The following is a 23,630-nucleotide window of genomic DNA, read 5'->3' on the forward strand; positions in this document are numbered from 1 at the left end:
TGAGTTCTCAAGGAACGGACGCTTCCTTCGTACTCACCCTCGCGGGCTTTCCTCCGGGCGCTTCCCTTCGGTCTTGCGTTTCCGACTCTATCAGATCTTTTTCCGATCCGATTCCCAGTCGGCGGGATTTGTCTTGGGCTTGTGGGCTTTCGCCCGTCGGCCTTTCGACATTCACTACGTTAGCCGATTCCCCCGCCCGATTCATAATCGGGGTTCTGCGGGTTCGAATTCAGGCATGCAGGCACACCGGAATCGACCCCGCTGAGGGGTTCTCGTAAGTAGTGGGTTGGCCGCTCCGGCTGCTGACAATCGCAGTACCCGGTTCAGCGGCTCGGGCTACGTTACGCACCTTCGAGAGCGGAGTCAACTTCGGCGGCGCCTCGGGACGTGGGCCCGATAGGGGCTCACCGTGGGGTCGTTGGCGATCCAGAAGCGCCAGGGGTGGACGTCCCCGTTGCCACCGTCGCCGGCCACGCCGGTCCGAGGACCATTACGCACCTGGTCAGGGGTGACCGGGGTGCCGGCGAGCACCTTCAGTGGTGTCTCGCCGGAGGCGCACGCGTCCGTGCCGTCCAGGGCGCGGCCCACGTCCAGGGCCGTGGCCAGCCGGGCGGGTCCTTTGGCCAGTTCCTTGTCGTTTCGGGCCGATAGTCGACGGCTGCGGGCCAGCTCGGCACCCTCGATGATCTCGCCGGCGCGGAGCAGGACGGCGCTCGCCTGTCCGTCCGGGCCGCACACCAGATTCATGCAGTGCCACATGCCGTAGGTGAAGTAGACGTACACATGGCCGGGCGGCCCGAACATCACGTCGTTGCGGGCCGTGCGGCCGCGATAGGCGTGGGAGCCGGGGTCGTTCGGGCCGTCGTAGGCCTCGACCTCCGTCAGGCGCAGGGTGATCGGACCGTCCGGGGTCGTGCGTACGAGGAAGCGGCCGAGGAGGTCGGGGGCCACGTCCAGGACGGGCCGGTCGAAGAATCTCCGGGGCAGGAGCGTACGGTCGGGGGTCGCGATCATGCCGTCCGAGGGTAGTGCAGACGGCTGGGTGCAGCGGGGTGGTCAGGGGACGTTCGCCTTGCCAGGGTGGGGCGCGGAACCGGTCGCGGCCGGATCGCGTTTGTAGTGATCAGAGACGTTAGTGAACGAGGGAGAGACATGGCGTTCAAGAAGCTGCTCGCGAGTCTGGGGGCCGGCGGCGCTTCGGTCGAGACGGTGCTGACCGAGGTCAACGTGGTTCCGGGCGGTGTCGTCCAGGGTGAGGTGCGGATCCAGGGCGGGTCCGTCAGTCAGCAGATCGAGGCACTGTCGGTCGGTCTGCAGGCCAAGGTCGAGGTCGAGGGTCAGGACACCGAGTACAAGCAGGACATCGAGTTCACGAAGGCACGGCTGGGCGGTGCCTTCGAGCTGCAGGCGAACGCCGTGCACGCGGTGCCGTTCGGGCTGGACATCCCCTGGGAGACGCCGATCACGATGATCGACGGTCAGCCGCTGCGTGGCATGCACATCGGTGTGACGACCGAGCTGGAGATCGCGCGTGCGGTGGACTCCGGTGACCTGGACCCGATCAACGTGCATCCGCTGCCGGCGCAGAAGGCGATTCTCGACGCCTTCATCCAGCTGGGCTTCCGTTTCAAGAACGCGGACATGGAGCGCGGGCACATCCGGGGTACGCGCCAGAAGCTGCCGTTCTACCAGGAGATCGAGTTCCTTCCGCCGCAGCAGTACCGTGGGCTGAACCAGGTGGAGTTGAGCTTCGTGGCCGACGAGCAGGCCATGGACGTCGTGCTCGAGATGGACAAGAAGCCGGGGCTGTTCAGCGAGGGCAGCGACACTTTCCGGTCGTTCCAGGTGGGGTTGCACGACTACCAGGGCACCGACTGGGTGGCGTATCTCAACCAGTGGCTGTCCGAGGTCGGCAGCAAGCGCAACTGGTTCTAGGCTCAAAGCCCACTGAACCATCCGATCAGGAGGTACCGAGGTGACCGAGCTCAAGAGGCGGCCGCTCCCCCACGACTTCCATCCGCCCGTGCCGTCGTTCACGGTCACGAGTGAGGACGTCGAGGAAGGCGCGACGCTCAAGGACGCTCAGGTCTACGCGGCCGGCAACACGTCACCGCACCTGCGGTGGGAGGGCTTCCCGTCCGAGACCAAGAGTTTCGCCGTGACCTGCTACGACCCGGACGCCCCGACGGGGAGCGGCTTCTGGCACTGGGTCGTGTTCGACATCCCGGTGTCGGTGACGGAGCTGCCGGCGGGTGCGGGCAGCGGGAAGTTCGAAGGGCTGCCGGAGGGTGCCGTACAGGCGCGCAACGACTACGGCACGAAGGACTTCGGCGGTGCCGCGCCGCCGCCCGGGGACGGGCCGCACCGGTATGTGTTCACGGTGTACGCCGTCGACCAGGAGAAGCTCGGTGCGGACGCGGACGCCAGCCCGGCCTTCGTGGGCTTCAACCTGCGGTTCCATACGCTGGCGCGCGCCCAGCTGATCGGTGAGTACGAGGTGCCCGCCACACCCTGACGTTCACCGAACGTTTGCCCGCCTCTGGTCTTGGACGTGATCAGAGGCGGGCATTTTTGTTGCCGGGGGTCACGGGGACACCCCTGTGGAGCAGCAGATATTGCGTTGTCCATCTCGGCGTGCACGGCCAGAGTTGATCCCAGCCCGCCATGGGGTGGGCCGGTGCACACGGGAGGTGGGCTGGTTATGCGGGACACGCTGGTTCTGAACGCGAGCTTCGAGCCGCTGTCGACGGTGACGTTGAACCGAGCCGTCGTTCTGGTGCTTCAGGACAAGGCCGTCGTCGAGCAGGCCCACCCCGAACTGCGTATGCGCGGAGCCGCGGTCGACATACCGGCGCCCCGGGTAATCAGGTTGTGCAGGTATGTCCGGGTGCCGTTCCGAAGACAAGCGCCGTGGTCGAGGCGGGGTGTCCTGGTGCGGGACCGGCACAGGTGCGCGTACTGCGGGCGGCGGGCGACGACCGTGGACCACGTGGTGCCGCGGTCGCAGGGTGGTCAGGACACCTGGCTGAACACGGTCGCTTCGTGCGCGGAGGACAACCACCGGAAGGCGAATCGGACGCCGGAGGAGGCGGGGATGCCGTTGCTGCGGGAGCCGTTTGAGCCGACGCCGACGGACGCGATGCTCTTGGCTTTGGCGCAGGACGACTTCGAGGCGTTGCCTGAGTGGCTGGCGCACTCGGCTGCCGCCTAGACCGTAGGGCTGCGGGTTTTGTTGACCTGCGGGCCGTATGTGGTTGATCGCGCAGTTCTCCGCGCCCCTGAGGGGGGTGTGGGGAACTGCGCGTTGTGAGGCGGCCGTCAGTCGATGCTTGGCTTCTCTCGGCGCTCGGCGCCTGCGCCTGCGTGGCCCGAGGAGCCCGAACCTCCTGCGTTCGGGGCGAAGTTGCCCATCGCGCCGGACAGCCCCTTGAGGGCGTCGCCGATTTCGCTGGGGACGATCCAGAGCTTGTTGGCGTCGCCCTCGGCGATTTTCGGGAGCATCTGGAGGTACTGGTAGGAGAGCAGCTTCTGGTCGGGGTCGCCGGCGTGGATCGCCTCGAAGACCGTACGGACGGCCTGGGCCTCGCCCTCGGCGCGCAGTGCGGCGGCCTTGGCCTCACCTTCGGCGCGCAGGATCTGGGACTGCTTCTCACCCTCGGCGCGCAGGATTTCGGACTGCCGGACACCTTCGGCCTGGAGGATCGCGGCGCGCTTGTCACGGTCGGCGCGCATCTGCTTCTCCATCGAGTCCTGGATGGAGGTGGGCGGTTCGATCGCCTTGAGCTCGACGCGGTTGACGCGGATGCCCCACTTGCCGGTGGCCTCGTCGAGGACGCCGCGCAGGGCCGCGTTGATCTCCTCGCGTGAGGTGAGGGTGCGTTCCAGGTCCATGCCGCCGATGATGTTGCGCAGCGTGGTGACGGTGAGCTGCTCGATCGCCTGGATGTAGCTGGCGACTTCGTAGGTGGCGGCGCGGGCGTCGGTGACCTGGTAGTAGATGACGGTGTCGATGTTGACCACCAGGTTGTCCTGGGTGATCACCGGCTGCGGCGGGAACGGAACGACCTGTTCGCGCAGGTCGATGCGGTTGCGGATGGTGTCGATGAACGGGACGACGATGTTGAGGCCCGCGTTCAGCGTCCGCGTGTAGCGGCCGAAGCGCTCCACGATGGCGGCGCTGGCCTGCGGGATGACTTGGATCGTCTTGATCAGGGCGATGAAGACCAACACCACCAGAATGATCAGGACGATGATGACCGGTTCCATCGTCGTTCCCCGTACCCTTCTTCCGCCTCGGCGCTTTCGGCAGTTCTTATGGTGCAGATCTTATGGCTGTTGAAGATCTTGCTGGTCGAGTCTGACAGACCGTCGCGCAGCTCGTGCGGTGTTCGGTCACCTTGCGTCGTGCGAGGTCACATGACGATCGCCGTGGCACCCTCGATGTCCACCACGTCCACTTCCTGGCCTGCCTCGAAGGTGCAGTCGGCGTCGAGGGAGCGTGCCGACCAGACTTCACCGGCCAGTTTGATGCGTCCGCCGGAGCCGTCGACGCGCTCCAGCACGACGGCTTGTCGGCCTTTCAACGCCTCTACGCCGGTGGCGAGTTGGGGGCGTTGTGCACGGTGCCGGTTGGCGATGGGCCGTACCACCGCGATGAGGGCCGTCGAGACGACAGCGAAGACCACGACTTGGAAGACGGCGTCACCGCCGAAGATGCCGGCGGTCACCGAGGCCGCGATGGCGCCCACCGCGAGCATGCCCAGTTCGGGCATCGCGGTGATCACGAGTCCAATGCCGAGCCCCGCCGCTCCGATCAGCCACCACAGCCACGCGTCGATTTCCACACGGTCATGGTAGGACCGCGGAACGTGCGCGGACAGGGCGCGATCAGGTTGGCAGGTGTTTCTTACCCGTCTTTTTGCGGGTACTTCACCGGCTCAGGACAGCGGGAGGCCCTGGGCGGTCCAGCGGTCGCCGACCTGCTCGACGACGAGTGGGAGGCCGAAGCAGAGGGAGAGGTTGCGGGAGGTGAGCTCGAGCTCGAGGGGACCGGCGGCGAGGACCTTGCCCTGGCGGATCATGAGGACGTGGGTGAAGCCGGGGGCGATCTCCTCCACGTGGTGGGTGACCATGAGCATCGAGGGGGCGATCGGGTCGCGGGCGAGGCGGCCGAGACGGCGTACGAGGTCCTCGCGGCCGCCGAGGTCGAGGCCGGCGGCGGGCTCGTCGAGGAGGAGCAGCTCGGGGTCGGTCATCAGGGCGCGGGCGATGAGGGTGCGCTTGCGCTCGCCCTCGGAGAGGGTGCCGAACTTGCGGTCCAGGTAGTCGGACATGCCGAGGCGGTCCAGGAACGCGCGGGCACGCTGCTCGTCGATCTCGTCGTAGTCCTCGTGCCAGGCGGCGGTCATGCCGTAGGCGGCGGTGAGCACCGTCTGCAGGACGGTCTGGCGCTTGGGGAGCTTGTCGGCCATGGCGATGCCGGCCACGCCGATGCGGGGGCGCAGTTCGAAGACATCGGTGCCGGGGGTGCCGAGGGTTTCGCCCAGGATGGTGGCGGTGCCCTTGCTGGGGTAGAGGTAGCTCGAGGCGACGTTGAGGAGGGTGGTCTTGCCGGCGCCGTTGGGGCCGAGGATGACCCAGCGCTCGCCCTCCTTCACCGACCAGGAGACCTGGTCCACCAGAGCCCGGCCCTCGCGGACCACGGATACGTCCTGAAGCTCCAGAACATCGCTCATGAGCGCGTTGTCTCCCCTTGCAGTGTGGCCAGTCTCGGCTGTCGCGTACGCCTGTGGCTCGGTCTGCCGCGCCGGTGGGCGCAGCCCTCAAGGAAATCTACGCCACCGGTCCGCCGGTCCATTCCCTCGGTCCGGTACTTAGGGTGGAGGCATGCTTTCGGAACCGCGCTCTGGGCGCCTTGCCGCTTGGGGAAATGCCCTTCTTGCCGGACTTGTCTCGCCGGACGACGCCGTGCTCGCCGTCGTCGGGGACGATGCTGTGCACCGGGTGGAGGGGCTGCCGGGTGAGTCGGCGCCGGTCGGGCTCACGCTTGCGCTGGGGCGGCTGCGGGCGCTCGGGGTGACCGGGCTGCGGGTCGCACTGCCGGCGCCGGGGCATCCGCTGGGGCTGAGCGGGCCGCCGGAGTTCAATGCGCGGGCGCTGGACGCCGAGGAGGCGGTGATCTGCCACGGCGGTGCGCTCGGGCTGGTGCCGGAGGTGTACGAGGCCGGGCCCGACGGTGATGTCCATGTCGAGGTCGTGTGGCATGTGCTGCCGGTGCGGGAGGCGCCGCCGGCCGATGTGCCGTCGCTCGGGGAGGCGGAGCGGGAGCTGGCGGAGGCGCTGCGGGAGGCGACCGAGGTGCTGACGCGGCTGGACGTGGCCGGGTCGGGGCCGGTGGCGGAGGCGGCGATCGATGCGTACCGGGCGCGGGCCGAGCGGGGGCGGGAGGCGTTGGCGCCGGGGTATCCGGGGCGGGCCGTGCGGGTGCTGGAGCTTGCGCAGCGGGTGGGGATGCTGATCTCGGTGGCGCGTGAGAACGGGCACGGGGGTGCGGTGAGTGCGTCTGAGATGGCGGCGCGGTCTGAGGCGTTGCGGCCGGTGGAGCGGGTGGCTCGGCGGGCGCAGGTCGCGGCGTACAACTCCGTTGTGGAGGAGCGGGAGCGGGGCGTGAGGTGAGGGTCGGTCGGTTGCTGTGGTGACCGGTGTTGGTGCGGGGGGGCTGGGTGCGCAGCCCGGCGCTGACGAGGTGCCGCCCGCGCCCACCCGTGCCGCCCTGGGCGGCACGACTGCCCGCGGACCGACGGGGTGGCGGGTGCCGCCCGCGCCCACCCCTGCCGCCCTGGGCGGCACGACTGCCCGCGGACCGACGGGGGCAAAACTGACCGGCCTCCCGGAGGGAATCCGGGAGGCCGGAGGTCACTGCGGCTTTGCTGTGGACGTCAGCGGTTGATGCCCAGGTTGCCGAAGGCCGGGTTCAGCACGCCGATGACGTTCACGCTGTTGCCGACCGCGTTCACCGGGATGTGCACCGGGGCCTGGACGACGTTGCCCGAGAGGACACCCGGCGAGCCCACGGCCTTGCCGTCGGCCGTTGCGCCGTCGGTGGCGGAAGCCATTCCGGCACCGGCAGCCATGAGCCCCCCGGCCACCATCGTCACGGCCGCTGCCTTCTTCAGGTTCTTCACTTCTGAGCCCTTCTGATGCGATCGCCGCGGCCAGTCGCCGCAGCACGCCCTGAAGAACGGCGGAGTTCGACGAAGGATGCGCCATTCGGGGGACATTCCCACGACGGTATGAATCTCAGTCCGGAGCGGAACCCTCCGTATTGCCGGACGAGCGTACTGATCAGCCGGTCACCCCGTGTCGTACGGCCCACAGTGCCGCCTGGGTGCGGTCCGCCAGGTCGAGCTTCATCAGGATGTTCGAGACATGGGTCTTCACCGTCTTCTCGGACAGCACCAGCGCGCGGGCGATCTCGCGGTTGGAACGGCCGTCGGCTATCAGGCCGAGCACCTCGCGTTCCCGCTCGGTGAGCGAACCCGCCCTGCCCGGGCCGGAGTTGGCCTCCTCCTGGGACAGCAGGGCACCTGCCACCTCGGGCTGGAGCAGGACATGCCCCGCGTGCACCGAGCGGATGGCGCCGGCCAGCGCGTCGGGATCGACGTCCTTGTACACATAACCGGCGGCGCCCGCGCGCAGGGCCGGGACCACCGTGCGCTGCTCGGTGAAGCTCGTGACGATCAGCACGCGCGCGGGATTGTCCAGCTCGCGGAGTCTGCGCAGCGCCTCGACGCCGTCCATGCCGGGCATCTTGACATCCATGAGGACGATGTCGGGCTTGAGCTCCTCGGCGCGGGCGACGCCCTCGGCGCCGTCGGCGGCCTCACCCACCACCTCGATGTCGTCCTGCACCTCGAGAAAGGTGCGCAGACCCCGGCGGACCACCTGGTGGTCGTCGACGAGCAGCACCTTGATCGCATCAGCCACCGGGGGCCTCCATCTCGATGGTGGTGCCCTTTCCGGGCGCCGATTCCACAGTGAGCGTGCCGCCGATCCCGCTCGCCCGGTCCCGCATGGAGACCAGACCGAGGTGGCGTCCCGCCCGGCGCACTGCGCGGGGTTCAAAGCCGCTGCCGTCGTCCGTGACCCGCAGGACGGCACCGCTGCCGCGCCTCTCCAGGGTCACGTCGACCCGGTCGGCTCCGGAGTGCCGCAGGGCGTTGTGCAGGGCCTCCTGGGCGACCCGCAGCATGGCCTCCTCCTGGGCGGCGGGCAGGGCGCGCACGCCTCGGCCGGTGAAGGTCACATGCGCGGTGTGGGCGCGCTCGAGGACCTGGATCTGGGTGCGGAGGGTGGCGACGAGGCCGTCCTCGTCGAGGGCTGCGGGGCGCAGTTCGACGACGGCGGCGCGCAGTTCGTCGGCGGCCTCGGCGGCGAGTGCGGCCACCTGTTGCAGTTCGCCCTTGGCGCGGGCCGGGTCGCGGTCGACGAGGGCCGCGGCGGCCTGTGCCGTCAGGCGCAGGGAGAACAGTTTCTGGCTGACCGCGTCGTGCAGTTCGTGGGCGAGGCGGGAGCGCTCCTCGGCGATGGTCAGCTCGCGGCTGCGTTCGTAGAGGCGGGCGTTGGTCAGGGCGATCGCGGCGTGCTGGGCGAGGATGGCCAGCAGTTCCTCGTCGTCCGCGGTGAATCCGCAGCCGCCTTCCGGCTTGGGACAGTTCTTGTTGGCCAGGAAGAGTGCGCCGATGACCTCGTCGCCGTCTCGGATGGGCAGGCCCAGGAAGTCGGACAGCTCGGGATGGGCCGAGGGCCAGCCCTCGAAGCGCGGATCGGTGCGGACGTCGCCGAGGCGCTGTGGCTTCGCGTCGTGGAGCATCGCGGCGAGGATGCCGTGCTGGCGTGGGAGGGGGCCGATGGCCCGCCACTGGTCGTCACTGACCCCGTCGACCACGAACTGCGCGAATCCGCCGTGGTCGTCCGGGACGCCGAGCGCGGCGTACTGCGCGTCGAGCAGCTCGCGGGCCGAGGCGACGATCGTCTTGAGGACGTCGCGCACCTCGAGGTGCCTGCTCATGGCCAGCAGCGCGGAGCTCACCGCGGCGAGGCCGGACCGGGGGCCGTGACTCATGTCCTCACGGTACCGGCGGGCTGTGACACCGCGGATCGGACCGGTGACGGCAGCCGCCTAGGACGGTGGGCCTAGGACCGGGGTTGTGGCCGGGTGGATTAGGTCGAAGGGCCCCGACGGTCTGCGGCCCGCGGCCGAGGCGGGGCGGGCGGTCCGGTTCCTACGTTGAGGGCACGCCGATCGAGCGGCGTCCAGGACGAGGGGACGTGGGTCATGCCGGTAGCGATCATCACGGGGGCATCGAGGGGGCTGGGGCTGGCGCTCGCCGAGGCCCTCGCCGGGCGCGGCTGGGATCTGGTGCTCGACGCCCGTGGGGCCGAGGCGCTGCGCGAGACGGCGACGGCGCTCGCGGCGTACGGGACCCGGGTGGAGGCCCTGCCCGGCGATGTCACGGACGCCGGGCATCGGGCCGGGCTGGTGGCGGCGGCCTGGAAGCTGGGCGGCGTCGATCTGCTGGTGAGCAACGCGAGCGCGCTGGGCGCCGAGCCGCTCGTACGCCTGCAGGAGCTGCCGCTGGACGGGCTGCGGCGGGCGCTGGAGGTGAACCTGGTGGCCGCGCTGGGCCTGGTGCAGGAGGCGCTGCCGCTGCTGAAGGCGGCCGAGGCGGGGGCGGTGATCGCCGTCAGCTCGGACGCGGCCGCCGAGCCGTACGAGACGTGGGGCGGCTACGGGGCGTCCAAGGCGGCTCTGGACCATCTCGCGGCGGTGCTGGCCGTGGAGGAGCCGGGGCTGCGGATCTGGGCGGTCGATCCCGGTGACATGGCCACGGACCTGTACGCGGCGGCTGTACCGGACGACGGTGATCCGCGGCCGGAGCCCGCCGGTGTGGTGCCGGCGTTCCTGCGGCTGCTGGACGAACGGCCGGTGAGCGGCCGCTACGGTGCGCCGGCGCTGCTGGAGGGGGATCGATGACGCCGGCCGTCCGGGTGCCGGAGGAGTTGTCCGCGCGGGTGCCGGTGGAGCAAGGGGGGCCGGGGCTGGACCGGGACGCCGTACGGCTGCTGGTGTCGCGGGGCGCGGAGGTGTCGCATCACGCGTTCGTGGAGCTGCCGCGGTTGCTGCGGGCAGGGGATCTGCTGGTCGTCAACACATCGCCGACCCTGGCCGCCGCGGTGGACGGGCGGATCGGGCACGCGCGCGTGGTGGTGCATTTCTCGACGCGTGGGGACGACGGGCGGTGGGCGGTCGAGCTGCGGGATCCGGACAGGAAGGGCACCACGCGCGCGCGTGCGGGCTGTCCTGCGGGGACAGAGGTGCGGCTGCCCGGGGGCGTGCGGCTGGTGGTGGAGGAGCCGCTCAGTGCACGGGGCGAGCGGCTGTGGTGGGCGCGGCCGTCCGGGGCGGGGGTCCTTGGGATGCTGCGGGAGCACGGGCGGCCGATTCGTTACTCCTATACGGAGCGGGACCAGCCGTTGTCCGTCTACCAGACGGTGTTCGCGCTGCCGTCGGCCGACGGGGCGGGCAGTGCGGAGATGCCGAGTGCGGCACGGCCCTTCACGGTGCGGATGGTGACGGAGCTGGTGAGCCGAGGTGTGCAGTTCGCGCCTGTGACACTGCACACGGGGGTGGCGTCGGCGGAGGCACATGAGCCGCCGTATCCGGAGCGTTTCAGGGTGTCTGAGGCATCGGCGCGGCTGATCAATGCGGTACGGGCGGGGGACGGGCGGGTGATCGCGGTCGGTACGACGGCCGTGCGGGCCGTGGAGTCGGCGGCCGGAGCCGACGGGGTCGTACACGCGCGTGAAGGGTGGACGGATCTCGTCGTCACCCCGGAGCACGGGGTGCGGGTGGTGGACGGGCTGCTGACGGGGCTGCACGAGCCGGAGGCCTCGCATCTGCTGATGCTGGAGGCGGTCGCGGGGCGGGCGGCGATCGACCGCGGGTACGAGGAGGCCCTGCGCGGGCGCTACCTGTGGCACGAGTTCGGGGACGTGCATCTCCTGCTTCCGGCGGAAGGTGCTCACGCAGAGCATTGCTCACGCAACTGTTGGTGAGACCGTTGCGCGGTCCATGTGAGCCCGCACATAGGGTGCAGATCACGTACGAAGGTGCATAGGAGATAAACCCCCTCATGCCGAGCGGGACAGATGGTCCAATCTGTCCCGTTTTGTCATTTCCGCATCTACTACCCGGGGTAGTACGTCACACCTTTGCCTAGAAATTTTGCGGCCGCTAACAATGGCTGCCGTCGCTCAGCGCCGTGGGTTTCGGCCCGCGGCGTTCGTGCGGGAAGAACCGATTCCCCCGCTGGACGTAGAGCGACCTCCGCGCTATTCGAAGAGGTCCATCAGCCATGCCCAAGAACACCAAGCTTCGTGAGCGTGCTCGCGCGCTGACCAAGAACCACAAGATCGCCCTCGCCGGTGTCGCCACGCTCGGCGCCGCCTCCCTCGCGTTCTCGGCAGTTCCCTCGGGCGGGCAGACGACCACGATCGACGCCGCCTCCGCGTCCCCGGTGGCCTACAGCTCCGAGCGGGTCGAGGACGTCAAGGCCGGCATCACCGACCAGCTGGCGGTTGCCAGCGTGAAGGTCGAGGCGATCGAGGCGAAGAAGAAGGCCGCCGCCGAAGCCGCCGCCAAGAAGAAGGCGGCCGCCGAAGCCGCCGCGAAGAAGGCCGCAGCCGCGATGAAGGCCGCCGCTGAGCGGAAGGCGGAGCTGGCGCGTCAGGCGAAGGAGGCCGCGAGCCGGTCCGTGCAGCGCGTCCAGGTCCAGCAGGTCGCCGCGAAGGCGACCTACGCCAACAACCTCGACGGCTGGATCCGGCAGTCGCTGGACATCATGAAGAGCAAGGGCATCCCGGGCTCCTACAACGGTCTGCACCGCAACATCATGCGGGAGTCCTCGGGCAACCCGAACGCCATCAACAACTGGGACATCAACGCCGTCAACGGCGTCCCGTCCAAGGGCCTGCTCCAGGTGATCCCGCCGACCTTCAAGGCGTACCACGTCCCCGGCACGTCCTGGAACATCTACGACCCGGTCGCCAACATCACCGCCGCCGCCAACTACGCGGCCGACAAGTACGGCTCGATCGACAACGTCTTCGGCGCGTACTGACGAAACCGCGCGGACCGAGGCCGGCGCGGACCTCCGGTCGCGCACGCCGAAGGGCGGCACCCCTCCTGACCGGGTGCCGCCCTTCGGCGTCGTACGAACTCCTTGCACGCGCCTACTTGCGCATGACCTCGGGTTCGTGGCGGCGCAGGAAGCGGGCCACGAAGAAGCCGCAGATCACCCCGAGGGCGAGCAGGGCGGCCATGTCCATGCCCCATGTGCCGACGGAGTGCTCCCACAGCGGGTCGCTGTCGGCGCCCTCCTCGGGCGGGCTGATCTTGTTGAAGTCCAGCGTGGCACCCGCGGCGGCGACCGCCCAGCGGGACGGCATCAGGTACGAGAACTGGTTGACGCCGACCGTGCCGTTCAAGGCGAACAGGCAGCCCGTGAAGACGACCTGGATGATCGCGAACATGACCAGCAGCGGCATGGTCTTCTCGGCCGTCTTCACCAGGGACGAGATGATCAGACCGAACATCATCGAGGTGAAGCCCAGCGCCATGATCGGCAGGGAGAGCTCCACGAGCGTGAGCCCGCCGAGGACCAGGCCCTCCTCCGGGAGCTCCCGGCTGGAGAAGCCGATGACGCCCACCAGCAGGCCCTGCAGCACGGTGATCATGCCCAGCACGAACACCTTGGACATGAGGTACGCGGACCGGGACAGGCCGGTCGCGCGCTCCCGCTCGTAGATCACCCGTTCCTTGATCAGCTCGCGGACGGAGTTGGCGGCGCCGGCGAAGCAGGCGCCGACCGCGAGAATCAGCAGGACCGTGGTGGCCGTCCCGTTCGGGATGATGCGCCCGGTCTGCGGGTTGGCCGGGTTGGGCAGCAGGCCGTTGTCCGGGTCGATGAGCAGGCTCACCGCGCCGAGCACGGCCGGCAGGATCAGCATCAGCGCCAGGAAGCCGCGGTCGGAGGCGATCACCGAGACGTAGCGGCGCACCAAGGTGACGAACTGGGACATCCAGCCCTGCGGCTTCGGCGGTTTCATCGCCTGCATCGGCGGCATCTGTACGGACTGTGCGGCGACGGCGTCGATGTCCGCGGCGTACATCTGGTAGTGCTGCGAGCCCTTCCAGCGGCCCGCCCAGTCGTAGTCGCGGTAGTTCTCGAAGGCGGAGAAGACGTCGGCCCAGCTGTCGTAGCCGAAGAAGTTCAGTGCCTCCTCGGGCGGGCCGAAGTAGGCGACCGAGCCGCCCGGGGCCATCACGAGCAGCTTGTCGCACAGTGCCAGCTCGGCCACGGAGTGGGTGACGACGAGGACCGTACGGCCGTCGTCGGCGAGGCCGCGCAGCAGCTGCATGACATCGCGGTCCATGCCCGGGTCGAGGCCGGACGTCGGCTCGTCGAGGAAGATCAGCGACGGCTTGGTGAGCAGCTCCAGGGCGACCGAGACACGCTTGCGCTGGCCGCCGGACAGGGACGTGACCTTCTTGTCCTTGTGGATGTCGAGCTTCAGCTCGCGCAGCACCTCGTCGATCCGGGCCTCGCGCTCCTGTGCCGTCGTGTCGGCGGGGAAGCGCAGCTTGGCCGCGTACTTGAGGGCCTTCTTGACGGTCAGCTCCTTGTGCAGGATGTCGTCCTGCGGGACCAGACCGATGCGCTGGCGCAGCTCGGCGAACTGCTTGTAGAGGTTCCGGTTGTCGTACAGGACCTCGCCCTGGTTGGCGGGCCGGTAGCCGGTGAGCGCCTTGAGCAGGGTCGACTTGCCGGAGCCGGACGGGCCGATCACCGCGATCAGCGACTTCTCCGGAACGCCGAAGGAGACGTCCTTGAGGATCTGCTTGCCGCCGTCGACCGTGACGGTCAAGTGGCGGGCGGAGAAGCTGACTTCACCGGTGTCGACGAACTCCTCGAGCCGGTCGCCGACGATGCGGAACGTCGAGTGGCCGACGCCCACGATGTCGGTCGGGCCGAGCAGTTGGGATCCGCCCTTGGGGATCGGCTGGCCGTTGACGTACGTGCCGTTGTGCGATCCCAGGTCGCGGATCTCCATACGACCGTCGGGCGTCGAGTGGAACTCCGCGTGGTTGCGGGAGACCTGGAGGTCGGAGACGACCAGGTCGTTCTCCAGGGCGCGGCCGATGCGCATGACGCGGCCGAGCGCGAACTGGTGGAAGGTGGTCGGGCTGCGGTCGCCGTAGACCGGCGGCGCCCCCGCGCCACCACCGGGCCCCTGCTGGTGCGGGATCTGCGGAGCGGCCTGCTGCGGCTGCTGCCAGCCGGCCTGCGGGGCCTGCTGCTGCGGCGCCTGCTGTGGCGCCTGCTGGGACCAGCCAGGATTGGCGCCCTGAGCGGCGTACGGCTGCTGCTGGGGCTGTGCCTGAGGTGCGACGGCCGCCGCGTCGCCGGACAGGTTCAGCTGCGGTCCGTCGGTCGCGTTGCCCAGGTTGACGGACGAGCCGGGGCCGATCTCCATCTGGTGGATCCGCTGCCCCTGCACGAACGTGCCGTTGGTGCTGCCATGGTCTTCTATGACCCAACTGCGGCCGTTGAAGCTGACCGTGGCGTGCCGCCAGGAGACCCTGGCGTCGTCGAACACGATGTCTCCCTGCGGATCGCGTCCGAGTGTGTATGCCCTGGACGCGTCGAGCGTCCAGGTTCGTCCATTGGTTTGCAGTACGAGTTCCGGCACTCCATGCCCCACTGAGTTGTCCCCCGAGTTACCCCCATCACAGGGAGTCTAGGGATGTCGAACATCGGGGGGAACTATTTCAGGAGCGTCCCCCTGACCGAAAGTCGGGCCTTGTGAAGACCGCGTACGGGCGCAACGACTCGTCCCGTTGACGGGGTTGAAACCGGCCCGGAGAGTGGTAATCCCACGCGAGGGGGACATGCGCGGTGGCGACACCGTGCCGCGGATCGGGGGGTCTGCCATGAGCGGCGAGAACGCCGAGAGCGCGGAGTACGGCAGGAAGCTGCCGTGGGTCGACATCCTGCTGTCCGCGATCGCCTCCGTGAGCTGGGCGTTGATCGGGATGGCGGGCACGGCGGCACTCGGGCTGCATCTGCTGGAGGCGGACTCGGCCGGTTCGCTGGGGCCGATGACCGCGGCGGTCGTGGCGCTCGGGGCGGGGGGTTCGGTCACGCCGTCGGGAGATGTGTCCGCGTTCGGACTGTCAGGCGCCGAGGCCACGACGGCCCTCGAGATCACGCCACTGGGTGTGAGCCTGGTCGGTGCGCTCCTTTTGTCCTGGTTCTTCTTACGGTCCCTGCGTACGGCGGGAGTTGTGGTCGCCCCGGCCGAACTCCTCGCGCGCGCGGGCGCGGTGGTCGCTCTGTTCGTGGCAACGCTGGGCGGGCTGGCCTGGGCGGGGCACGACGTCATCACGATCGACGGCGGCTCCCTGGGGCTGGACGAGCTGCCCGGCGGCTCGGGCTCCGGCGGCATCGAGATCCCCGGGCTCGGGGACGTGGGGGACATCGGCGGTCTGCTGCCCGACCGGGTCGGCGACCTCATCGACGCTCAGGCCGCGGTCGGGTTCACCGTGGACACCGCGCCCACGCTGCTGGGCGGCCTGGGCTGGTCGGCCGGGGTCCTGCTGATCGCCCTGCTGGCCTCGCGCCGCACTCCCCTGCCGCGCGGCTGGGAGGCCGTGCACCGGGTCGTACGGCCGGCCGTGTCGGCGCTGGTCGCGGTGCTGCTGGTGGCCGTGGCGGCCGGGCTCGCGGCGGCGGCCTACGCGGCGATCGGCGACGACCACCCGAAGCGGATCGCGGGGGCCGCGCTGCTCGGCGCGCCGAACGGCGTGTGGCTGGGGATTCCCCTCGGGCTGTTCGTGCCGTGGGACGGGGAGGCCTCGGGAGCGCTGACCCGTTTTCTGCCGGATCCGCTGGACGACCTGCTCGTCGACTCCGACCAGCCGGTCACGCTGGGGCGGCTGGCCGAGCTGGACGGGCGGGTGTGGCTGCTCGGCGTGGCGGCGGCGTTGATGATGCTGCTGGCGGGCGTGTTGCAGGGGGTGCGGACGCCGGTACGTGATCAGGCCGCCCTCGGCTTCGCCGGGCGGTGTGCGCTGCGGCTGGGGGTCGTGACCGCGCTGGCGCTGCCGTTGCTCGGCCTGCTGACGGAGGTGTCCCTGGACGCCTCGCTGTCCGTGCTGGGGTTCGACGCGTTCGGGGCGGGGGTCGAACTGCAGGGGCACCTCGGGATGGCGCTGCTGCTCGGCGCCCTGTGGGGCGCGGGTGCGGGTGCCGTCGGCGCGCTGCTGGCGTACGCGACCGGGGCCGCGGGGCGGCAGGCGGCGCCGTTGGCACGCGGTGACGGGGCGCGGGGGGCACCCGTTCCTGCGGGGTCGTCGGGGCCGTATGCGCCCAGTACGCCGTACCGGCCGCCGAACCCTGACACCAATCCCTATCTGCGGATGCCGGAGGAGCTGCGGGAGCACGAGGACGTACGGCCCGAGGGGGCTCCGCGGGGCGACGACATGTACGGCGCTCCCACCGTCGCCCGGCCCTTCGATCCGCCTCCGCGGCGCCCGGGGCCGCCGTCGTCCGGGCCGCCCGGGAAGCGGCCGCCGGAGGGGCCACCGCACCCGCCGCCCGGCCCTCCGCCGCCGGGGCGGCCCAAGGGCCCGCCGCGGTGAGCCGCAGGACGGCGGAGGCCGGAGCGGGTGGCTCGGTCGTGTCGACCACGTCGGGCGATGGCTCTGCCACCGTCGCCCGGCCCTTCGATCCGCCTCCGCGGCGCCCGGGGCCGCCGTCGTCCGGGCCGCCCGGGAAGCGGCCGCCGGAGGGGCGGGCGGAGACCGGGCCGACCGGGCGGGTGGCTCGGTCGTGGCCGACTCGTCGGGTGCGCGCCATCGGAGCGACATCCAGTGTTATCCACTGTTCCGTGTCCGCTAAGCGGACCTCAGGGGCGACAGGCACGGGGTGCCGGTTACGGTGGGAACACCATGAGCGCTTCGCAGACCTCTGACGTCCCGACTCTCCTTGTCAAGATCTTCGGCAAGGACAGGCCGGGCATCACGGCCGGACTCTTCGACACCCTCGCCGCCTACTCCGTCGACGTGGTCGACATCGAGCAGGTCGTCACGCGCGGCCGGATCGTGCTGTGCGCGCTCGTGACCGAGCCGCCCCGCGGGCTGGAGGGCGATCTGCGGGCGACCGTCCACAGCTGGGCGGAGTCCATGAAGATGCAGGCGGAGATCATCTCCGGCCGCGGCGACAACCGGCCGCGCGGCCTCGGCCGGTCGCTGGTGACGGTGCTGGGGCATCCGCTCACCGCGGAGGCGACGGCCGCGATCGCCGGCCGGATCACCCGGACCGGCGGCAACATCGACCGTATCTTCCGGCTCGCCAAGTACCCCGTGACAGCGGTCGAGTTCGCGGTGTCGGGCGTGGAGACCGAGCCGCTGCGCACCGCCCTGGTCATGGACGCGGCGGCGCTCGGCGTGGACGTGGCGGTCGTCGCTGCGGGCCTGCACCGGCGCGCTCAGCGCCTGGTCGTGATGGACGTGGACTCCACGCTCATCCAGGACGAGGTGATCGAGCTCTTCGCCGCGCACGCCGGCTGCGAGGCCGAGGTCGCCGAGGTGACGGCGGCCGCGATGCGCGGGGAGCTGGACTTCGAGCAGTCGTTGCACGCGCGCGTGGCGCTGCTCAAGGGGCTGGACGCGTCGGTGGTGGAGAAGGTGCGCAGCGAGGTGCGGCTGACGCCGGGCGCGCGCACGCTGATCCGGACGCTGAAGCGGCTCGGGTACCAAGTGGGCGTTGTCTCGGGCGGGTTCACCCAGGTCACCGATGACCTCAAGGAGCGGCTGGGGCTCGACTTCGCGCAGGCCAACACGCTGGAGATCGTCGACGGCAGGCTGACCGGCCGGGTCATCGGCGAGATCGTGGACCGGGCGGGCAAGGCGCGGCTGCTGCGCCGGTTCGCCGCGGAGGCAGGCGTACCGCTGGCGCAGACCGTGGCGATCGGCGACGGCGCCAACGACCTGGACATGCTGAACGCTGCTGGGCTCGGCGTCGCCTTCAATGCCAAGCCGGTGGTGCGCGAGGCGGCGCACACGGCGGTGAACGTGCCGTTCCTGGACACGGTCCTGTATCTGCTGGGCGTGACCCGCGAAGAGGTGGAGGCGGCGGACACGCACGACGAGGACTGAGCCGACTGCCGTAGGGAAGGGCCCGGGCACTGCGAGCGTGCCGGGGCCCTTCACCTGGACGGGATCACTCGGACGGCGCCCAGTAGTCGAGCAGGGTGGCCGCCCCCGGTTCCAGGGTCTTCCAGGAGCCGGTGAAGGTCAGCACGGCGAAGGCGGCGGCCGGGAAGCCGCGGCGGCTCATCCGCTCCCGGGCGTCTTCGTCGGCGGAGCCCGCCAGAACCTCGGCGAGTCCCTGCACGCCGGGGTTGTGGCCGATCAGGAGAACGTTCTGCGCGTCGTCGGGGGTTTCGTTGAGTACGGCGATCAGCTCGCCGGGCGAGGCCTCGTAGATCCGCTCCTCGTAGACGGTTTTCGGCCGCTGCGAGAACTCGTGGACGGCGAGCTTCCAGGTTTCGCGGGTCCGGATCGCGGTGGAGCAGAGGGCCAGGTCGAAGGGGATACCGGAGTCGGCCAGCTTGCGTCCGGCGACGGCGGCGTCCTTGCGGCCCCGCTCGGCGAGCGGCCGCTCGTGGTCGTTCACCTGTGGCCAGTCGGCTTTCGCATGCCGGAAGAGGACAATCCTGCGGGGTTCTGCGACGCTCATGAGATCCAGCTTCGCATGAAAACAGGCCATGGGGCGCAGGGAGTTGACGGGCGGCTTCGCCCGTGCTCAGCGGGCCATCAGCTGCTGTGCACGCTCGACGAGGTGGGTGACGGCGGGCTCGCCGGTCGCCGCATGGGCGTCGGAGGGGTTCAGCATCAGGCCCAGCAGCGCGACGAAGGCGACTATCGGCAGGGCGAGGGCCCACCAGGGCAGCCGGATGTCGACGCGGCCCGTGGTCGCCGGGTGGGGCCGGGTGTGCGTGCGGGCCGACATGATGCCTCCGTGGGTCCGTCCTCGATGGGTCGTGGTCCGCGTCGCGCGGCCACAGTTCGAAGCTACGGAAACAAGAGCCGCCAACCCATCCGGTGATCCACCCACTTGACCCTGACCCTCACCCCCTAAGGGATGGGGGGGCTAGCGCCACCATGGCGACACAGAGGGGCAAGGGGTCACGGCGCGGCGATCGACGCCACGATGGCGATGATCACGAAGATGGCGAAGAACGAGCCGAAGACGAGCAGCATCTTCTTCTGGCCGTTCTGGGGGTTCGGATCGAGCACTGGCATGCGGCAAGTCTCCCACCCCGCGCCCGCGCCTCCTCCGCCGGGGTCAGCGGGCCGCCTCCGCCTCCACCGTGCGGTTGCGGCCCGCGAGGACACCCACCGCCATCTGGGGGATCATCAGGCCGGCCATGAGGGCGATGGGCAGCCCCCAGCCGCCGCTGTGCTGGTAGAGCACGCCCACCAGGAGCGGCCCCGGGATGGAGATCAGATAGCCGGTGCTCTGTGCGAAGCCCGACAGCTGGGCGACGCCCGCGCCCGTCCTGGCGCGCATCCCGACCATGGTGAGGGCCAGCGGGAAGGCACAGTTGGACACGCCGAGCAGCAGGGCCCAGGCCCAGGCGCCGCCGGCCGGCGCGAAGTACAGGCCGGCGTAACCGGCGAGTCCGCAGACGCCCAGCGCGAGCACGATCGGCCCCTGCTGGGGCAGTCGCGTGGCGAGCCGGGGGATGACGAAGGCCAGCGGCACGCCCATCACCATGGTGACGGCGAGGAGCAGCCCGGCCGTGCCCGCGGCGACGCCCGCGTCGCGGAAGATCTGGGCCATCCAGCCCATGGTGATGTAGGCGGCGGTGGCCTGGAGCCCGAAGAAGACGGCGAGGGCCCAGGCGGTGCGGCTCCGGGTGATCCGCAGCGCGGGAGCGTCCTCGCGCGCGTGCTCTGGCCGGTCGGCCGCCTCTCCGGCGGACGTCGCCCTCCGGTCCCGTACGAGGGCGATCCACGGGAGTACGGCCGCCGCGGCCGGCACGGCCCAGAGGGCGAGCCCGGACTGCCAACTGCCGCCCAGCACCTCGGTCATGGGCACGGTCACCGCGGCCGCGGCCGAGGTGCCGAGGGCGAGCGCCATCGAGTACAGGCCGGTCATCGAGCCGACCCGGTCCGGGAACCAGCGCTTGACAATGACCGGCATCAGCACGTTGCTGACCGCGATGCCCATGAGGGCGAGGGCGCTGGCGGCCAGGAAACCGGCCGTGCCGCCCGTGTACGGCCGGACGATCAGGCCCGCGGTGATGGCCGCCATGCCGGCGCAGACCACGGCGCCGGGGCCGAAGCGGCGGGCCAGCCGCGGTGCCATGACGCCGAAGACGGCGAAGCAGAGCGGCGGTACCGAGGTGAGCAGGCCGGCCACGCTGCCGCTCATGCCGAGCCCGTCGCGGACCTCTTCGAGGAGTGCGCCGAGGCTGGTGATGGCGGGGCGGAGGTTCAGCGCGGAGAGGACGATGCCGAGGACGACCAGGCGCATGGTCCACGCGCGCGCGGGGGGCCTCTCCCCCACCGTCGCCGGCGGGCTGGTTGCCGGACCGCTTACGTCCGGGTGCGTCCTCGTCCGGGTTTCCTCGCTCGCCGCCATAGGCCCATCATAGAATCATGGGATGATTGGTTGTCCATCCCTCTGCGGTCCGCTGCCGCCCGTTCCGTGCGAAGGTGGGCCATGCCCCTGAGCCACCCCCGCCGTTCGGCACTGTCCGAGCAGGTCATCGCCGAGCTGCGCAACCAGATCGCCTCGGGCGAGTGGCCGGTCGGCTCCCGCATCCCGACGGAGCCCGAACTGGTCGAGCAGCTCGGCGTCGCCCGCAACACGGTCCGCGAAGCCGTCCGGGCGCTGGCGCACAACGGCCTGCTGGACATCCGCCAGGGTTCCGGCACGTACGTCGTGGCGACCAGTGAGCTGGCGGGCGTGATGCACCGCCGTTTCGCGGGCGCAGACCCGCGGCACATCGCCGAGCTGCGTTCCGCGCTGGAGTCGGCCGCCGCGAAGCTCGCCGCCGAGCGGCGCACCGAGAAGGACCTCAAGCAGCTCGACACGCTGCTGCGGCGGCGCGAGGAAGCCTGGGAGTCGGGTGACACGGAGGCGTTCGTGGCGGCGGACGCCACCTTCCACCTGGCGGTGGTGGCCGCCTCCCACAACGACGTCATGACCGCGATGTACGCGGACCTGGGCGAGGTGCTGCGGGACTGGCTGCGCGAGGACGTCGGCGAGAAGCTGACGCCGGAGACGTACATGGACCACACACGGCTCCTGGACGCCATCCGCGCGGGCGACGCCGAGACGGCGGCGACCGAGGCCGCGGGCTACCCGTTCCAGTGCCGTCCGGGCCGGCTCAGCTCCCCCGGTTCTGGTGGCTGACCCACACCGAGGCGACTTCCTTCCAGCAGCGGCCGGTGAGCCGTACGGTCATCGCGGGCCCGGCGTCCACGGGGGCGCTGTCGGTGTCGAGGTCCCACCAACGGTCGCACTCGATGTGCAGTTGGACGCGATCGGTGTCCACGTAGGGATTGTGGCAGTGGGCCACCACATGGGAGCCCTGGATGCTCGTCCGGCACTCGGCGCCGAAGGGCGCAGCCGTCGGTTCGTCGGCCGGCACGCGCGCGTGGGGCATCGCGTCGTACGGAAGGAGCATGAGGAGAGCTACGGCGACGGTCACTGAGGCCAGGCTGCAGTACAGGCGCACAAGGGGACCTCCTCGGCCGTGCTGGGGAGGGACGCGTGGTGAACGCGAACTCCAGCGTGCCCGGTTGTGGCCCGCCCCCGCCCGGCCGGATGGGCCGAACGGGGGACACGCCAAGGGCCCGCACCCGGTGGGATGCGAGCCCTTGATCAGCGGTGATCAGGCGCCGATGGCATGCAGGCCGCCGTCGACGTGGATGATCTCGCCGGTGGTCTTCGGGAACCAGTCGCTCAGCAGGGCGACGACACCGCGGCCGGCCGGCTCCGGGTCCTTGAGGTCCCACTCCAGCGGGGAGCGGTTGTCCCACACGGAGGCCAGCTCGCTGAAGCCCGGGATGGACTTGGCGGCCATGGAGCCGAGCGGGCCCGCCGAGATGAGGTTGCAGCGGATGTTCTGCTTGCCCAGGTCACGGGCCATGTAGCGGTTGGTGGCCTCCAGGGCGGCCTTGGCCGGGCCCATCCAGTCGTACTGCGGCCAGGCGAACTGGGCGTCGAAGGTGAGGCCGACGACCGAGCCGCCGTTCTGCATCAGGGGCATGCAGGCCATGGTCAGCGACTTCAGGGAGAACGCCGAGACGTGCATGGCGGTGGCGACCGACTCGAACGGGGTGTTCAGGAAGTTGCCGCCGAGTGCGTCCTGCGGGGCGAAGCCGATGGAGTGCACGACACCGTCGAGGCCGCCGAGCTCCTCGCCGACGATGTCCGCCAGCCGGCCCAGGTGCTCGTCGTTCGTCACGTCGAGCTCGATGACCTTGGTGGGCTTCGGGAGCTTCTTGGCGATGCGCTCGGTCAGCGTGGGCCGCGGGAACGCGGTGAGGATGACCTCGGCGCCCTGCTCCTGGGCCAGCTTCGCGGCGTGGAAGGCGATGGAGGCCTCCGTCAGCACACCGGTGATCAGGACGCGCTTGCCCTCGAGAATTCCGCTCATGGTGATCAGTGACCCATTCCCAGTCCGCCGTCAACGGGAATGACGGCTCCAGTGATGTACGAGGCGTCGTCCGAGGCGAGGAACCGCACCGTCGCGGCGACCTCCTCGGGCTGCGCGTACCGGCCGAGCGGCACCTGCGACACGATGGTGGCGCGCTGTTCGTCGGTGAGCACCTTGGTCATGTCGGTGTCGACGAAGCCGGGCGCGACGACGTTGAAGGTGATGTTGCGCGAGCCCAGCTCACGGGCAAGCGAGCGCGCGAAGCCGACCAGGGCGGCCTTGGAGGCGGCGTAGTTCGCCTGGCCGGGGCCGCCGTACAGACCGACGACCGAGGAGATCAGGACGACGCGGCCCTTCTTGGCGCGCAGCATGCCCCGGTTGGCACGCTTGACGACGCGGAAGGTGCCGGTGAGGTTGGTGTCGACGACCGAGGTGAAGTCCTCCTCGGACATGCGCATCAGGAGCTGGTCCTTGGTGATGCCGGCGTTGGCGATCAGCACCTCGACGGGGCCGTGCTCGGCCTCGATCTCCTTGTAGGCCTGCTCCACCTGCTCGGGGTCGGTGATGTCGCACTTGACGGCGAGGCAGCCCAGTTCGGTGAGGGCGGCCGGCGGCTCCCCCGAACGGTACGTGATCGCAACCTTGTCGCCGGCGTCGGCGAAAGCGCGGGCGATGGCGAGGCCGATGCCCCGGTTGCCTCCGGTGACGAGAACCGAGCGGCTCAACGGATCACCCTTTCGATAGCGGTCTGATGCCCCCGCCCGAACACCTGGATGACAGGCGGCTTCACCAAAAACCTATCGTTCGGGCAGCGGTCCGTGACATTC

General features: G+C 70.2%; 25 protein-coding genes. 10 read left to right on the forward strand and 15 right to left on the reverse strand.

Translation table 11 applies throughout. From position 1 onward, the window contains the following. Positions 1–363: 363 nt before the first annotated feature. On the reverse strand, positions 364–1,014 hold the full coding sequence (locus ACFV7R_RS00005; RefSeq protein WP_385257977.1) for a DNA-3-methyladenine glycosylase: 651 nt from the start codon (positions 1,012–1,014) through the stop codon (positions 364–366). A gap of 138 nt (positions 1,015–1,152) precedes the next feature. Here ACFV7R_RS00005 and ACFV7R_RS00010 point away from each other — a divergent pair, with 138 nt between their 5' ends. From ACFV7R_RS00010 to ACFV7R_RS00020, 3 genes are all read left to right on the forward strand, one after another. Next, positions 1,153–1,935 carry a sporulation protein gene (locus ACFV7R_RS00010; RefSeq protein ID WP_224739401.1) on the forward strand — a complete coding sequence of 261 codons (783 nt, stop codon included), beginning with the start codon at positions 1,153–1,155 and terminating at the stop codon, positions 1,933–1,935. A 40-nt stretch (positions 1,936–1,975) separates the two neighbouring features. Further along, the gene (locus ACFV7R_RS00015; RefSeq protein WP_385257980.1) at positions 1,976–2,515 is read left to right on the forward strand and encodes a YbhB/YbcL family Raf kinase inhibitor-like protein; all 540 of its coding nucleotides are present in this window, start codon (positions 1,976–1,978) and stop codon (positions 2,513–2,515) included. A gap of 186 nt (positions 2,516–2,701) precedes the next feature. Beyond that, on the forward strand, positions 2,702–3,211 hold the full coding sequence (locus ACFV7R_RS00020) for an HNH endonuclease (protein ID WP_385257982.1): 510 nt from the start codon (positions 2,702–2,704) through the stop codon (positions 3,209–3,211). Positions 3,212–3,318: 107 nt separating this feature from the next. Here the strand turns inward: ACFV7R_RS00020 and ACFV7R_RS00025 are convergent, their stop codons facing one another. The 3 genes from ACFV7R_RS00025 to ACFV7R_RS00035 form a co-directional block, all read right to left on the reverse strand. Next, complete coding sequence (locus ACFV7R_RS00025) at positions 3,319–4,266, reverse strand: SPFH domain-containing protein (protein ID WP_385257985.1); 948 nt, start codon at positions 4,264–4,266, stop codon at positions 3,319–3,321. Positions 4,267–4,412: 146 nt separating this feature from the next. Continuing rightward, on the reverse strand, positions 4,413–4,844 hold the full coding sequence (locus ACFV7R_RS00030) for an NfeD family protein (protein ID WP_224739397.1): 432 nt from the start codon (positions 4,842–4,844) through the stop codon (positions 4,413–4,415). A 93-nt stretch (positions 4,845–4,937) separates the two neighbouring features. Next, positions 4,938–5,735, reverse strand: a complete 798-nt coding sequence (locus tag ACFV7R_RS00035; protein WP_129797125.1) for an ABC transporter ATP-binding protein — start codon at positions 5,733–5,735, stop codon at positions 4,938–4,940. Positions 5,736–5,886: 151 nt separating this feature from the next. Here ACFV7R_RS00035 and ACFV7R_RS00040 point away from each other — a divergent pair, with 151 nt between their 5' ends. After that, positions 5,887–6,675 carry a hypothetical protein gene (locus ACFV7R_RS00040; RefSeq protein ID WP_385257989.1) on the forward strand — a complete coding sequence of 263 codons (789 nt, stop codon included), beginning with the start codon at positions 5,887–5,889 and terminating at the stop codon, positions 6,673–6,675. Positions 6,676–6,938: 263 nt separating this feature from the next. Here ACFV7R_RS00040 and chpE read toward each other — a convergent pair whose 3' ends face one another. From chpE to ACFV7R_RS00055, 3 genes are all read right to left on the reverse strand, one after another. Then, positions 6,939–7,184, reverse strand: a complete 246-nt coding sequence (gene chpE, locus ACFV7R_RS00045; protein WP_129797126.1) for a chaplin ChpE — start codon at positions 7,182–7,184, stop codon at positions 6,939–6,941. Positions 7,185–7,344: 160 nt separating this feature from the next. Next, a complete protein-coding gene (locus ACFV7R_RS00050; protein ID WP_385257992.1) occupies positions 7,345–7,986 on the reverse strand; it encodes a response regulator in 642 nt (213 codons plus the stop codon). After that, complete coding sequence (locus tag ACFV7R_RS00055; RefSeq protein ID WP_385257994.1) at positions 7,979–9,124, reverse strand: GAF domain-containing sensor histidine kinase; 1,146 nt, start codon at positions 9,122–9,124, stop codon at positions 7,979–7,981. The genes ACFV7R_RS00050 and ACFV7R_RS00055 overlap by 8 nt, the downstream gene beginning before the upstream one ends. 213 nt (positions 9,125–9,337) lie before the next feature. Between ACFV7R_RS00055 and ACFV7R_RS00060 the strand changes: the two genes are divergently transcribed. The 3 genes from ACFV7R_RS00060 (at position 9,338) to ACFV7R_RS00070 (ending at position 12,182) form a co-directional block, all read left to right on the forward strand. Beyond that, on the forward strand, positions 9,338–10,036 hold the full coding sequence (locus ACFV7R_RS00060; protein ID WP_385257997.1) for an SDR family NAD(P)-dependent oxidoreductase: 699 nt from the start codon (positions 9,338–9,340) through the stop codon (positions 10,034–10,036). Further along, entirely contained in the window at positions 10,033–11,118 is a 1,086-nt protein-coding gene (locus ACFV7R_RS00065; protein WP_385257999.1) for an S-adenosylmethionine:tRNA ribosyltransferase-isomerase, read from the forward strand. The genes ACFV7R_RS00060 and ACFV7R_RS00065 overlap by 4 nt, the downstream gene beginning before the upstream one ends. 299 nt (positions 11,119–11,417) lie before the next feature. Beyond that, entirely contained in the window at positions 11,418–12,182 is a 765-nt protein-coding gene (locus ACFV7R_RS00070) for a transglycosylase SLT domain-containing protein (protein ID WP_385258002.1), read from the forward strand. Between the two features lie 112 nt (positions 12,183–12,294). On the opposite strand, the gene ACFV7R_RS00075 is transcribed toward ACFV7R_RS00070, so the two are convergent. Then, positions 12,295–14,826 carry an FHA domain-containing protein gene (locus ACFV7R_RS00075; RefSeq protein WP_385258005.1) on the reverse strand — a complete coding sequence of 844 codons (2,532 nt, stop codon included), beginning with the start codon at positions 14,824–14,826 and terminating at the stop codon, positions 12,295–12,297. Positions 14,827–15,055: 229 nt separating this feature from the next. On the opposite strand from ACFV7R_RS00075, the gene ACFV7R_RS00080 reads away from it, so the two are divergent. Then, positions 15,056–16,765 carry a streptophobe family protein gene (locus ACFV7R_RS00080; RefSeq protein WP_385258008.1) on the forward strand — a complete coding sequence of 570 codons (1,710 nt, stop codon included), beginning with the start codon at positions 15,056–15,058 and terminating at the stop codon, positions 16,763–16,765. Between the two features lie 309 nt (positions 16,766–17,074). Further along, a complete protein-coding gene (gene serB, locus ACFV7R_RS00085; protein ID WP_129797133.1) occupies positions 17,075–18,283 on the forward strand; it encodes a phosphoserine phosphatase SerB in 1,209 nt (402 codons plus the stop codon). 64 nt (positions 18,284–18,347) lie between these two features. On the opposite strand, the gene ACFV7R_RS00090 is transcribed toward serB, so the two are convergent. The 4 genes from ACFV7R_RS00090 to ACFV7R_RS00105 all read right to left on the reverse strand — a co-directional run bounded on the left by ACFV7R_RS00090 (position 18,348) and on the right by ACFV7R_RS00105 (position 20,777). Continuing rightward, the gene (locus ACFV7R_RS00090) at positions 18,348–18,866 is read right to left on the reverse strand and encodes a histidine phosphatase family protein (protein ID WP_129797134.1); all 519 of its coding nucleotides are present in this window, start codon (positions 18,864–18,866) and stop codon (positions 18,348–18,350) included. A gap of 66 nt (positions 18,867–18,932) precedes the next feature. Then, positions 18,933–19,139, reverse strand: a complete 207-nt coding sequence (locus tag ACFV7R_RS00095) for a hypothetical protein (protein ID WP_385258012.1) — start codon at positions 19,137–19,139, stop codon at positions 18,933–18,935. Positions 19,140–19,315: 176 nt separating this feature from the next. Then, the gene (locus ACFV7R_RS00100) at positions 19,316–19,432 is read right to left on the reverse strand and encodes an SGM_5486 family transporter-associated protein (protein ID WP_129797136.1); all 117 of its coding nucleotides are present in this window, start codon (positions 19,430–19,432) and stop codon (positions 19,316–19,318) included. A 43-nt stretch (positions 19,433–19,475) separates the two neighbouring features. Next, complete coding sequence (locus tag ACFV7R_RS00105) at positions 19,476–20,777, reverse strand: CynX/NimT family MFS transporter (protein WP_385258015.1); 1,302 nt, start codon at positions 20,775–20,777, stop codon at positions 19,476–19,478. An 81-nt stretch (positions 20,778–20,858) separates the two neighbouring features. On the opposite strand from ACFV7R_RS00105, the gene ACFV7R_RS00110 reads away from it, so the two are divergent. Further along, positions 20,859–21,554, forward strand: coding sequence for a FadR/GntR family transcriptional regulator (locus tag ACFV7R_RS00110; protein WP_385258018.1), 696 nt, complete (start codon positions 20,859–20,861; stop codon positions 21,552–21,554). Here the strand turns inward: ACFV7R_RS00110 and ACFV7R_RS00115 are convergent. From ACFV7R_RS00115 to fabG, 3 genes are all read right to left on the reverse strand, one after another. Next, entirely contained in the window at positions 21,529–21,879 is a 351-nt protein-coding gene (locus ACFV7R_RS00115; RefSeq protein ID WP_385258020.1) for a hypothetical protein, read from the reverse strand. The genes ACFV7R_RS00110 and ACFV7R_RS00115 overlap by 26 nt on opposite strands. A gap of 156 nt (positions 21,880–22,035) precedes the next feature. Continuing rightward, the gene (gene fabI / locus ACFV7R_RS00120; RefSeq protein WP_385258023.1) at positions 22,036–22,803 is read right to left on the reverse strand and encodes an enoyl-ACP reductase FabI; all 768 of its coding nucleotides are present in this window, start codon (positions 22,801–22,803) and stop codon (positions 22,036–22,038) included. A gap of 5 nt (positions 22,804–22,808) precedes the next feature. Then, positions 22,809–23,528, reverse strand: coding sequence for a 3-oxoacyl-[acyl-carrier-protein] reductase (fabG, locus tag ACFV7R_RS00125; protein WP_129797140.1), 720 nt, complete (start codon positions 23,526–23,528; stop codon positions 22,809–22,811). Positions 23,529–23,630: the final 102 nt, after the last annotated feature.

Source organism: Streptomyces sp. NPDC059866 (genome assembly GCF_042731325.1).
Classification (GTDB): Bacteria; Actinomycetota; Actinomycetes; order Streptomycetales; family Streptomycetaceae; genus Streptomyces; species Streptomyces flavusporus.

Excerpts from the sequence above, each read along its gene's own strand:
- ACFV7R_RS00105 (WP_385258015.1), bottom strand. The coding sequence starts at position 20,777 with ATGGCGGCGAGCGAGGAAACCCGGACGAGGACGCACCCGGACGTAAGC.
- ACFV7R_RS00100 (WP_129797136.1), bottom strand. The coding sequence starts at position 19,432 with ATGCCAGTGCTCGATCCGAACCCCCAGAACGGCCAGAAGAAGATGCTG.
- ACFV7R_RS00005 (WP_385257977.1), bottom strand. The coding sequence starts at position 1,014 with ATGATCGCGACCCCCGACCGTACGCTCCTGCCCCGGAGATTCTTCGAC.
- ACFV7R_RS00025 (WP_385257985.1), bottom strand. The coding sequence starts at position 4,266 with ATGGAACCGGTCATCATCGTCCTGATCATTCTGGTGGTGTTGGTCTTC.
- fabI (WP_385258023.1), bottom strand. The coding sequence starts at position 22,803 with ATGAGCGGAATTCTCGAGGGCAAGCGCGTCCTGATCACCGGTGTGCTG.
- ACFV7R_RS00060 (WP_385257997.1), top strand. The coding sequence starts at position 9,338 with ATGCCGGTAGCGATCATCACGGGGGCATCGAGGGGGCTGGGGCTGGCG.
- ACFV7R_RS00095 (WP_385258012.1), bottom strand. The coding sequence starts at position 19,139 with ATGTCGGCCCGCACGCACACCCGGCCCCACCCGGCGACCACGGGCCGC.
- ACFV7R_RS00065 (WP_385257999.1), top strand. The coding sequence starts at position 10,033 with ATGACGCCGGCCGTCCGGGTGCCGGAGGAGTTGTCCGCGCGGGTGCCG.
- ACFV7R_RS00055 (WP_385257994.1), bottom strand. The coding sequence starts at position 9,124 with ATGAGTCACGGCCCCCGGTCCGGCCTCGCCGCGGTGAGCTCCGCGCTG.
- ACFV7R_RS00040 (WP_385257989.1), top strand. The coding sequence starts at position 5,887 with ATGCTTTCGGAACCGCGCTCTGGGCGCCTTGCCGCTTGGGGAAATGCC.
- ACFV7R_RS00010 (WP_224739401.1), top strand. The coding sequence starts at position 1,153 with ATGGCGTTCAAGAAGCTGCTCGCGAGTCTGGGGGCCGGCGGCGCTTCG.
- serB (WP_129797133.1), top strand. The coding sequence starts at position 17,075 with ATGAGCGCTTCGCAGACCTCTGACGTCCCGACTCTCCTTGTCAAGATC.
- ACFV7R_RS00020 (WP_385257982.1), top strand. The coding sequence starts at position 2,702 with ATGCGGGACACGCTGGTTCTGAACGCGAGCTTCGAGCCGCTGTCGACG.
- ACFV7R_RS00080 (WP_385258008.1), top strand. The coding sequence starts at position 15,056 with ATGAGCGGCGAGAACGCCGAGAGCGCGGAGTACGGCAGGAAGCTGCCG.
- ACFV7R_RS00090 (WP_129797134.1), bottom strand. The coding sequence starts at position 18,866 with ATGAGCGTCGCAGAACCCCGCAGGATTGTCCTCTTCCGGCATGCGAAA.
- ACFV7R_RS00035 (WP_129797125.1), bottom strand. The coding sequence starts at position 5,735 with ATGAGCGATGTTCTGGAGCTTCAGGACGTATCCGTGGTCCGCGAGGGC.
- ACFV7R_RS00070 (WP_385258002.1), top strand. The coding sequence starts at position 11,418 with ATGCCCAAGAACACCAAGCTTCGTGAGCGTGCTCGCGCGCTGACCAAG.
- ACFV7R_RS00110 (WP_385258018.1), top strand. The coding sequence starts at position 20,859 with ATGCCCCTGAGCCACCCCCGCCGTTCGGCACTGTCCGAGCAGGTCATC.